The sequence below is a fragment of the Profundibacter sp. genome, from assembly GCF_056498605.1.
Window position 1 is genome coordinate 17,785 of record NZ_JBSMEZ010000029.1, and the last position, 10,270, is coordinate 28,054.

At 54.5% G+C, this 10,270-nt stretch carries 11 protein-coding genes; 4 read left to right on the plus strand and 7 right to left on the minus strand.

Annotation, left to right across the window (positions count from 1 at the left end; genetic code table 11):
* Nucleotides 1-80 precede the first annotated feature (80 nt).
* Together ACWB12_RS03655 and ACWB12_RS03660 are read left to right on the plus strand one after the other, a co-directional pair.
* Entirely contained in the window at nucleotides 81-338 is a 258-nt protein-coding gene (locus ACWB12_RS03655; RefSeq protein WP_479528708.1) for a PepSY domain-containing protein, read from the plus strand.
* A gap of 37 nt (nucleotides 339-375) precedes the next feature.
* The gene (locus ACWB12_RS03660) at nucleotides 376-945 is read left to right on the plus strand and encodes a cytochrome b/b6 domain-containing protein (RefSeq protein ID WP_479528709.1); all 570 of its coding nucleotides are present in this window, start codon (nucleotides 376-378) and stop codon (nucleotides 943-945) included.
* 72 nt (nucleotides 946-1,017) lie between these two features.
* Here the strand turns inward: ACWB12_RS03660 and ACWB12_RS03665 are convergent, their stop codons facing one another.
* Complete coding sequence (locus tag ACWB12_RS03665) at nucleotides 1,018-1,986, minus strand: calcium-binding protein (protein WP_479528710.1); 969 nt, start codon at nucleotides 1,984-1,986, stop codon at nucleotides 1,018-1,020.
* A gap of 200 nt (nucleotides 1,987-2,186) precedes the next feature.
* Nucleotides 2,187-2,657, minus strand: a complete 471-nt coding sequence (locus ACWB12_RS03670; RefSeq protein ID WP_479528711.1) for an Lrp/AsnC family transcriptional regulator — start codon at nucleotides 2,655-2,657, stop codon at nucleotides 2,187-2,189.
* A 125-nt stretch (nucleotides 2,658-2,782) separates the two neighbouring features.
* On the opposite strand from ACWB12_RS03670, the gene ald reads away from it, so the two are divergent.
* Nucleotides 2,783-3,898, plus strand: a complete 1,116-nt coding sequence (ald, locus tag ACWB12_RS03675) for an alanine dehydrogenase (protein ID WP_479528712.1) — start codon at nucleotides 2,783-2,785, stop codon at nucleotides 3,896-3,898.
* A 56-nt stretch (nucleotides 3,899-3,954) separates the two neighbouring features.
* Here the strand turns inward: ald and mscL are convergent, their stop codons facing one another.
* Nucleotides 3,955-4,335, minus strand: coding sequence for a large conductance mechanosensitive channel protein MscL (gene mscL / locus ACWB12_RS03680; protein ID WP_479528713.1), 381 nt, complete (start codon nucleotides 4,333-4,335; stop codon nucleotides 3,955-3,957).
* Between the two features lie 163 nt (nucleotides 4,336-4,498).
* Between mscL and ACWB12_RS03685 the strand changes: the two genes are divergently transcribed.
* On the plus strand, nucleotides 4,499-5,200 hold the full coding sequence (locus tag ACWB12_RS03685) for a glutathione S-transferase family protein (RefSeq protein WP_479528714.1): 702 nt from the start codon (nucleotides 4,499-4,501) through the stop codon (nucleotides 5,198-5,200).
* A gap of 4 nt (nucleotides 5,201-5,204) precedes the next feature.
* On the opposite strand, the gene ACWB12_RS03690 is transcribed toward ACWB12_RS03685, so the two are convergent.
* The 4 genes from ACWB12_RS03690 to ACWB12_RS03705 form a co-directional block, all read right to left on the minus strand.
* A complete protein-coding gene (locus ACWB12_RS03690; protein ID WP_479528715.1) occupies nucleotides 5,205-6,806 on the minus strand; it encodes a GMC family oxidoreductase in 1,602 nt (533 codons plus the stop codon).
* Nucleotides 6,807-6,816: 10 nt separating this feature from the next.
* Nucleotides 6,817-7,260, minus strand: a complete 444-nt coding sequence (locus ACWB12_RS03695; RefSeq protein WP_479528716.1) for a YtoQ family protein — start codon at nucleotides 7,258-7,260, stop codon at nucleotides 6,817-6,819.
* 4 nt (nucleotides 7,261-7,264) lie between these two features.
* Nucleotides 7,265-9,667: a phenylalanine--tRNA ligase subunit beta gene (pheT, locus tag ACWB12_RS03700; protein WP_479528717.1), complete on the minus strand. Its 2,403-nt coding sequence runs from the start codon at nucleotides 9,665-9,667 to the stop codon at nucleotides 7,265-7,267.
* A gap of 415 nt (nucleotides 9,668-10,082) precedes the next feature.
* Nucleotides 10,083-10,270: ASCH domain-containing protein (locus tag ACWB12_RS03705; RefSeq protein WP_479528718.1), on the minus strand; the 188-nt coding region annotated here is incomplete at its 5' end.

The following is a 10,270-nucleotide window of genomic DNA, read 5'->3' on the forward strand; positions in this document are numbered from 1 at the left end:
CAGCTGCCTCTTCATTAATCCTCGGTTCTGTGTCCGGCCTATTGCCGCAAAACACATCAACATGAAACTGGAGATACCAAATGAAAAAACTTATGCTCACAACCCTTGCTGCAACTATTGCTACCCCCCTTTTTGCAGAACCATCCTGCACCCCTGGCGACAGCCTGAAACCTGTCTGGGAAGCCATCAAAACCTTTGAGGAAGAAGGCGGTGAAGTGCTGAAGTTCAAGATCAATGACGGCGGCTGCTACGAGGTTTACGGCAAGCTGGACGAAACCAAGATGGAAGTGTTCTTTGACCCCAACACTGGCGTCGAGATCGAACGCATTAATTCCTGATCCATAACCACTCACGAGCAGCAGAAGGAGGCGCCGCATGGCTATCGTTGATAACCAACCCCCAACACGAGAAACCATTCCAATCTGGGACATTGGCGTGCGCCTCTTTCACTGGTCTTTGGTGACCAGCGTTACCCTGTCCTATTTCGTAATATCACCCCGAGATATGCATAAACTATTCGGATATACAGTTCTTGCATTGATTGCTTTTCGCCTGATCTGGGGATTAATAGGATCGGAACACGCCCGCTTTTCCGGCTTTATACCCGGGCCGAAAAAGCTGCTTGGATATCTGGCCGACATCATCAAGGGACGTGAAAAACGTTACCTTGGGCACAACCCCGCCGGGGCCGTGATGATCGTTGCTTTGCTGATCATTCTAGGCGCGATTGGAACCACCGGATATATGATGGGCATGGACGCGTATTTTGGCGAAGAATGGCTTGAAGATTTACACAAGGCGCTGGTCAATGGTCTGTTGCTGTTGGTTGTTCTGCATCTTGCGGGGGTCGCCACCGCCAGCCTAAGGCACCGCGAGAACCTCGTAAAAGCAATGGTTACCGGAAGGAAGGCCGCTGACGATGAAGGGAGCCGCCACGTTAAATAGGGCGCGGGCCCAGAAATAAAACATCTGTACATGTCCATAGATATGGGCTGTGTTTTATTGCAGTCAAATCACTCAGAATACAAAATCACTGGAATGAAGGTCAGTTGCCGTTGTGTCTAGCAACGTAATTAGATCCGCACCGTAATGAATAATTGTATCCGCCCCTGACTGGGTGATGGATAAATCAGAATACCTGATATTACCGCTGTTGAATTCAATCTTGTCCAGACCAATTTCAAAATCAGTAATCACATCGTGACCATTTATTGGCAGGATGAAATCATTGGGGTCAAAATTGGTGTACCCAAATCCGCCGAAAAACCCTGTTGAGCGGACATAATCGGGCGATTCAAAGATAAAATTATCTGCGTCCGCACCACCAGTCATGATGTCATCACCTGCACCGCCCACTAGGTTGTCGTTTCCACGACCCCCTGCAAGCGTATCATTACCAGTTCCCCCAGAGAGCAAATCATTACCAAAATAACCGATAAGTTGATCGTTGCCCGCTTCTCCATAAAGGGAATTATTTCCCAAGGTACCAAAGTAATCATAATTACCCCTTACAAAAAGCGCATCATTCCCGTCGCCACCATAAAGCTTATCGTTGCCGGCATTTGCATACAGTGTATCATTGCCCGTACCGCCATATATTAGATCGTTACCAGCGCCACCACTTAATAAATCCCGACCGGACCCACCGTAAATATCATCATTGCCGGTACCACCGTCCACGTAATCATCACCCCCACCCCCTGTCAGGTAATCATTACCCCAGCCACCAAAGAGCTGGTCACGGCCATTCCCGCCAGAAAGATAGTCACGGCCGGATCCTCCCGACATATAATCATCGCCATTGCCACCAAAGAGATAGTCATTCCCGCCATCACCATACAGACGGTCATGGCCAGAACCGCCAAAGATCCAGTCATAACCTTGACCACCGCGCAACGTATCGTTTCCATCATATCCGTGAATGGTGTCATCTCCCATTGTGCCATACCAAGAATCGTTTAAATTTGTACCGTTAAAATAAGCCATGTCAGAAATCCCTTATCAAAGTTACGAGGAAAATTTGTATGGCAACGATAGGGCGATTGGCTGAGATCCAACAAGTAAGGAAAACCTGACTTGTAAGGGGCGATCAATTAAGCGTTTGTTTTTACTATATTATTAGTAATTTTCCTACGATCCCGAAGTCAAACTATACTTAATATTTCAATGCAATATCGGCGCCATTTCTAAACAGGCAATGCAGTGGTCTTGAACACTGTCCTCAATGCAAATGACGACTGCATCTGCGCCACCCCCGGCAGCCGTGCCAGATAACGCCGGTGTATCCGCGCAAAATCCTCGGTATCCTGCGCCACCACTTTTAGCAGGTAATCCGCCGTGCCCGCCATTAGATGGCACTCTAGCACATCAGGCACCTTGGCCACTTCGCGCTCGAACGTATCCAGCACCTCGTCCGCCTGTCCTGATAGGGTAATCTCGACAAATATCGTTGATGGACACCCCAGTTTGCGCGGGTCCAAAAGCGCCACATAATCCTTGATATACCCATCCGCTTCCAGCCGTTGCACCCGTCGGTGACATGCCGATGGCGACAGATTTACCTTTTCCGACAAATCTGCATTCGACATCCTCCCGCGCTTTTGCAACGCTTCAAGGATACGACGATCTATACTGTCTAATTCTGATACTACGCTCATATCTTCTAACCTATCTGATATAAATAGAATAACCTTGCGCATTTAGCGCTATCACCCACTGTTCTTTTCAAAGCAATTGCGCGGGTAGGTCAATAGCCTGTTTTTACAGGCAAGGAGGAAACGCCATGATTATCGGATGTCCGAAAGAGATTAAGCCACAAGAATTCCGCGTCGGAATAACACCAAATGCAGCAGGAGAAGCCGTCGCACACGGCCACAAGGTTGTGATTGAAACACAGGCCGGAACCGGCGCTGGTTTCCCTGATGACGATTACATCGCGGCAGGCGCTGAAATTCTCGGCACCGCTGCCGAAATCTTCAAAACCGCCGATATGATCGTCAAGGTGAAGGAGCCCCAAGCCGGCGAGCGCAAAATGCTGCGCGAGGGCCAGTTGCTGTTCACCTATCTGCACCTTGCGCCTGACCCCGACCAGACCAACGATCTGCTGGCCAGCGGTTGCACCGCGATTGCCTATGAAACTGTGACCGATGCCAATGGCGGGCTGCCGCTGCTTGCCCCGATGTCCGAAGTCGCGGGCCGATTGGCCCCGCAGGTCGGCGCATGGACCCTGCAAAAAGCCAACGGCGGACGCGGCGTTCTAATGGGTGGTGTGCCGGGTGTTGGTCCGGCCCGTGTCGTGGTGATTGGTGGCGGCGTTGTCGGCACCCATGCGGCGCGTATAGCCGCCGGAATGGGCGCGGATGTAACTGTGCTGGACCGTTGGCTGCCCCGCCTGCGTTATTTGGACGATGTGTTTGGCCGTGACTTCAAAACCAGTTATGCCAGTGCTGGCAACACCATTGAACTGGTGCGCGAGGCCGATATGGTGGTCGGTGCCGTTCTTGTCCCCGGTGCTGCTGCCCCTAAATTAATCAGCCGCGCACAATTGTCCGAAATGAAACCGGGCGCTGTTCTGGTTGATGTGGCCATTGATCAGGGTGGCTGCTTTGAAACATCCCATGCAACTACCCACCAAGACCCGATTTACGAGGTCGACGGCATCATGCACTACTGCGTTGCCAACATGCCCGGTGCCGTGGCCCGCACCTCGACCATCGCGCTGGGGAATGCCACGATGCCATTCATGCTGGCCTTGGCAGACAAGGGCTGGAAACAGGCCTGCACAGATGATCCGCACTTGCTGAACGGGTTGAACGTGCATGCGGGCCAGTTGACATATTATGCAGTGGGCGAGGCTTTGGGCATTGATGTTCTCTCTCCCACGCTCGCGATCAAGTAACAAAAAAGGCCCGCCGGAGTGATCGACGGGCCTTTTCAAATTCTAGCGTATATCGCTTACTTCTTCAGCGACGCAGCGATCTCTTTCAGCAGGTCAATCTCGCTTGGACCCGGATCAGCGGCTGGCGCTTCTTCTTCGGCTTTCTTGGTTTTGTTCACCGCTCTAACCAGCATGAACACCACGAATGCGATGACAATAAAGTTGATGATCGCCATGATGAAGTTACCATAAGCAAATACAGCGCCATCTTCGCCTTCGCCAATTTTATAACCCATGGTCGAGAAATCAACCCCGCCCATGAACAGGCTGATAATCGGGTTGATCAGGTCTGCAACCAATGATCCGATAATCGCGGTAAACGCCGCACCGATAATAATACCAACAGCCATGTCCATGACATTGCCCTTGGCGATGAAATCTTTGAACTCTTTAAGCATAGTGTCGTCCCCTACGTGACTTTGTTACGTTCCAGTTCCGCGCCATATTTTCCCATTGCGCGTGTGCGCACAGCTACTACCATGTTTTCAAACGGTTTGTTAACCTTTTTATCGAACGGACAAATCCTATATCATATAGGCAACGGTAACGGAGAAACCACGAATGAGCGATCTATCCACATTTCCAATCACCAAACGTTGGCCCCCAAAAGATGCAAGCGCCATCCAGTATTACGGGCTTGCCACTCCAAACGGGGTCAAAGTTTCGATTATGCTCGAGGAATTGGGCCTGCCATATGATGCCCACAAAGTAGATTTTGGAGATGGTGATCAGTTCACCCCTGAATTCCTGTCGCTGAACCCGAACAACAAAATTCCGGCAATCATTGATCCGGACGGGCCGGACGGCAAGCCAATGCAATTGTTTGAATCCGGTGCGATCCTGATCTATCTGGCCGAAAAAACCGGCAAGCTGATGCCCAAAGACCCCGTTGGCCGTTACGAGGTTCTGCAATGGCTGATGTTCCAGATGGGCGGCATCGGGCCGATGTTTGGCCAACTGGGCTATTTCACCCATTTTGATGGCAAAGATATCGAGGATCCCCGCCCCGCCAAACGCTACATCGACGAAAGCGCACGCTTGCTCGAAGTGCTGGATGGCCAGTTGGAAGGGCGCGACTGGGTGTGCGGTGAATACTCCATCGCCGATATCGCCATCGCCCCGTGGCTCCGTGTATTGCGTGATTTCTATAAGGCGGGCGATCTGGTCGATTGGGATGATCTTGATAACGTCCCTGCCTATCTGGAGCGTTTTCTGGAACGCCCCGCTGTGCAGGCCGGGCTACGGCAACCACCACGCGACTAACCAGCTAAAGGCCGCGGATCATATCGGCGGCCTTTTCCGCAATCATAATGGTAGGTGCATTTGTGTTGCCACCCACCAGACGCGGCATCACTGACGCATCCACCACTCGCAATCCCTGTACCCCGCGCACCCTTAATTCCGGCTCCACCACCGCCATGTCATCACGGCCCATCCGGCAGGTGCCGACGGGGTGATAAATGGTATCGGCGCGGGCGCGAATGTCAGCCTCGAACCCCGCATCGCTACCGTCATGCGGATACAGCCGCTTACCGCGCCAAGGCGTCAACGGATCGGCCTTCAACAGCGCATCCATTGTCCTTGCCCCCTGCATCAGACTGCGCAAATCAGCCGCATCCGACAGAAATGCCGGATCAATCAACGGGGCCGATGTGGCCCGCGCATCCGTTAAGCCGACCCGCCCACGCGACTTGGGTCGCAGCACACAAACATGGCAACTAAACCCGTGCGAGGTGCGGATTTTTCGCATATGATCATCCACAATCCCGATCACAAAATGCAGCTGTAAATCCGGCCGTGCCAGCTCTGCGCTTGTACGCAAAAATGCGCCTCCCTCGGCGAACGGCGTTGTAAACATCCCTTCGCCCGACTTGCTCCATTTCAAACCCGCCCGCGCCAATTGCACCAACCCGATCGGGTTTAATCCGATCACATCGCGGCGTTTGGATTTATAAGAAATAATATAATCCAGATGATCCTGCAGGTTCTTACCCACCCCGGGCAAATCCTGCACCACATCAATGCCGTGCTCCTGCAATTCGTCCGCCGCTCCGATCCCCGACAGCATCAGCAATTGCGGCGAGCCAAATGTGCCCGCCGACAGGATCACCTCGCGCCCCGCCCGCGCCACATGGTCCACGCCTTTTCGCGTGTAGGCCACACCAACCGCGCGGCTACCATCCATCACCACCCGCGCCACTTGGGCATGGGTAATCACCGTCAGGTTCTTGCGCCTCCGCACTGGAAACAAATAGGCCGCCGCCGCCGAACAGCGCTCGCCCTTATGCGCACCCTTGGAAAACTGCGTGACCTGATACAGGCCCGCGCCCTCTTGCCGGACCCCATTAAAATCATCGTTGCGCCGGATTTGCTGCGCCTCGGCTGCTTTGACAAACGCTGCCGAAATCCCGCGTGGTGCATTCTGGTCCATCACCTGCAATGGCCCATTTGCACCGTGCAAATCATCCCCGCCCCACGCATTGCCCTCGGCACGTTTGAAATAGGGCAGCACCTCGTCCCACGACCAGCCATCGCAGCCCAGATCAGCCCACTCTTCATAATCCTGCCTGTGTCCGCGTAAATACAACATCGCATTGATTGCGCTCGATCCGCCCAACGCCCGCCCGCGCGGCTGAAACCCACGTCGCCCGTTCAGGTCCGCTTGTGGAACTGTCCTAAATGCCCAGTTGTTGATTTTTGGGCGCCCCGAAACCATCGCGGCCACCAATGCGGGCGCACGGACCAGCACGCTTTTGCCACCGCCGCCCGCCTCCAGCAGACAGACCGACACATTAGCGTCCTCGGACAGACGCGTTGCCAATACACAGCCCGCCGATCCGCCGCCAACGATTACATAATCATAGGTCATAATGACCAGTTTAGGGCAATTCAGCCGTCAACACATAGCGCAAAATCTGCACCACTTGTTCGGGCGTATCCGTCACGGCCAAAGCCGCCGCATCCACCTCTTTCAGCGCATGTTGATGATCGGCCCCGTGCAGCACAATTAGGGATTTTCCCAGCGCCGCCGCATAACCCGCATCAAAGGCCGCGTTCCATTGCTTGTATTTATCGCCGAACCGCACCACCACAACGTCAGCATCCGCAATCCCCTTGCGGGTGCGAATGGCGTTCAGTTTTGCGCCCTTGTTGTCATGCCAAAACTTATCCGCCTCGGCCCCCATTATGGACACCCCGCAGTCATCCGACGCCGCGTGGTCGGTCACAGGCGATGAAAATTCCACGTCCAATCCTTTGGCACCCGCCACAATAACCTCGCGCCAATCCGTATGGATTTCACCAGATAGATATACCTTTAACATCGCTTTACCCTCTCAATTCGCCGCCCGTAGCGCCCGCCACTTTGGCAATGATCTTCTCCGAAACCGCCGCGATATCCTCGTCGGTCAGCGTCTTGTCCGTAGGTTGCAATCGCACAGAAATCGCCAAGGATTTCTTGCCATCCCCAAGTGATCCGCCGATAAATTCATCAAACACCCGCACAGATTCAATCAGCACCTTATCCGCACCAGCAGCAGCATTGACCAGTACCAACGCCTCGACGCCCGCATCTACGACAAAAGCAAAGTCACGCTCCACCGCTTGTAAATCGCGCAACACCAACGCCGGACGTGTGGCGGATTTGTTGCGCGCGAATGGCGGCTCCTCGACAAAGACAGTAAAGCCAACGGCTGGCCCTTTGACATCCATAGCTGCCAAAACCTTGGGGTGAATTTCGCCAAACACCGCCATCACTTTCTTTGGCCCCAGACAAATTTTTCCCGAGCGCCCGGGATGCCACCAATCAGCTGCCCCGCGCAGAATTTGCACCTTGGCAGGGGCCTTGATCGCGGACAAAACCGCCTCGGCATCAGCCTTGGCATCATAGACATCAACGGCGCGCCGCTCCCTATGCACATCCTTTGGCCCCGTGTGGCCAATCAGAATGCCGCTGGCCAGCAAATGCTGCTCGTTCGGCTCTCCACCGTGAAAAGCTGGGCCAACCTCGAACAGGGCCATATCCATGAACCCGCGCGCCTGATTGCGGGCCGCTGCCTGCAACAATCCTGGCAGAAGATCGGGGCGCATGTGACTCATTTCGCTTGAGATCGGGTTGTCCAACATGGTGGCATCATCGCCACCGCCAAACAGTTCGGCGCTGGCCTGATCAATGAAGGAATAGGTCACACATTCATTATAGCCAAGTGCGGCAATGGTGCGCCGCGCCATGCTCTCACGTTGCTGCATCGGCGTCAGGATCGCGCGTGGCACCCCGACGTGGGCGCGCGCCATCGGCTTGCCTTCCAGCTTGGTTAATGAGGCCATCCGCGCCACTTCTTCCACCAGATCGGCAGAACCCTGCACATCCGGCCGCCAGCTCGGCACGCTGGCCATGTCGTTTGCGTCCAGCTCAAACCCCAGCGCCGTCAGCGTTTCGCGCTGCACTTTTGGTGCAATTTCCATGCCGACCAATGACTGCACCCGATCCGTATCCAGCTGGTAGGCGCGGGCCACATCCGGCACCTCGCCAGCTATCACCACGTTCGAGGCTTCACCGCCGCACAGATCCAGTATCATCTGCGTCGCCAGCTCCATCGCTGGTGCATTGAACGCTGGATCAATGCCGCGCTCGTTACGATACCGCGCGTCCGAATTGATCTTTAGCGCGCGTCCGGTTTTGGCAATCTCGATCGCATCCCAAAACGCCGACTCAAGGAAAACATTGGTGGTTTCCCCAGTGCAGCCCGTCTCCAAACCGCCCATAATGCCGCCGATGCTCTCGACACCCGCATCGTCCGAAATCAGCACCATGCCAGCGTCAAACGTGTATTCCTTGTCGTCCAGCCCCATCAGGGTCTCGCCGCCCTTGGCACGATGCACCCGCAGATTACCCTGCACTTTGTCGGCATCAAACACATGCAATGGACGGTTCGCGTCAATGGTGAAAAAGTTGGTAATATCCACCAGCGCCGAAATAGGCCGCAACCCGATGGCGCGCAGACGTTGCTGCAGCCACTCGGGGCTGGGTCCGTTTTTCACACCCTTGATCAACCGGCCCATGAACACTTCACAGCCTTCCTTGCGGGTGTCCTCGTCAATGCTGACGCTGATCGGGCAGTCAAATGTGCCCTCGACTTGCGCGGTTTTGGCGGGTTTCAACGTGCCCAAACCGCGCGCCGCCAAATCACGCGCAATACCGCGCACGCCCAGCGCATCGGGGCGGTTCGGGGTGATGGCGATGTCGATCACGGGGTCCACTTTGGAAGGGTCGTTTTCGGCCAGCCAATCGACGAACTTCTGGCCCACTTCGCCAGAGGGCAACTCGATAATGCCATCATGCTCCTCCGACAGTTCCAGCTCTTTTTCCGAGGCCATCATGCCATGGCTATCCACCCCACGAATTTTGCCAACTTTGATGGTGATGTCCAAACCGGGAATATACATGCCGGGTTTGCAGACCACCACGGTGATGCCCTCGCGGGCATTCGGTGCGCCGCAAATGATCTGCAAATCGCCCTCGTTGGTTTGCACGTCGCACACCCGCAGACGGTCCGCATCGGGATGCTGCTCGGTCTTTTTGACATAGCCTAGGGTGAAATTGGCAAGAGCGTCGGCGGGGTTGATCACCTCTTCCACTTCCAGCCCGATATCGGTCAGCGCATAGAGGATGTCATCTAAGGATGCATCAGTTTCCAAGTGGTCTTTCAACCAAGAGAGCGTAAATTTCACGGCGATATTCCTGTGGTGAATAAGGTTCCCCCGCTCTTATCGCATCCCTTGCGGCGGGCCAAGTGTTTGCACAGCATCGGCATGCAATCAGTGTAATTTCACCCAACTTTGAACAAAATTGTCGGGTTAATTTACGCTACGGAAAGGTTATCGTTATGAAAATACGCAAATCCAAGAGCAGAGTTGACATACGGGTCATCGCAAGCTTTGTGATTCTCGGCGGGGCCGTGCTGTTGGGAAATTGGCCCGAATCCGAAGAACAGATACATCCGACGATGCTTCAAACCGTCGGGGCCGCCATTAGGGATTGCAACAGCCGAAGCGTTGAAACGACTATGGGCCGGTTGGGGTGCGCCAAAGTCAAAGGCGTGCGCAGCAGTGGCAGCATCAGGATTTTGTCGGTTGGAAAGCGGGATTAGTCCGCAGCATCGTCCGGATCAATTTCGCTGCCGATCAGGTTCTCGACCACTTCGAAAAATTCGAACACCACGGGCATATCGGGGGCAAACCCGCCGTTGCGTCTGAAATATTTCTCGCGGGCCTTGCGCCAGTCGGCCAGTGTTTCGTGTTCGCCTTCGGCCAGCGCCATGCGTTCGGTCACCT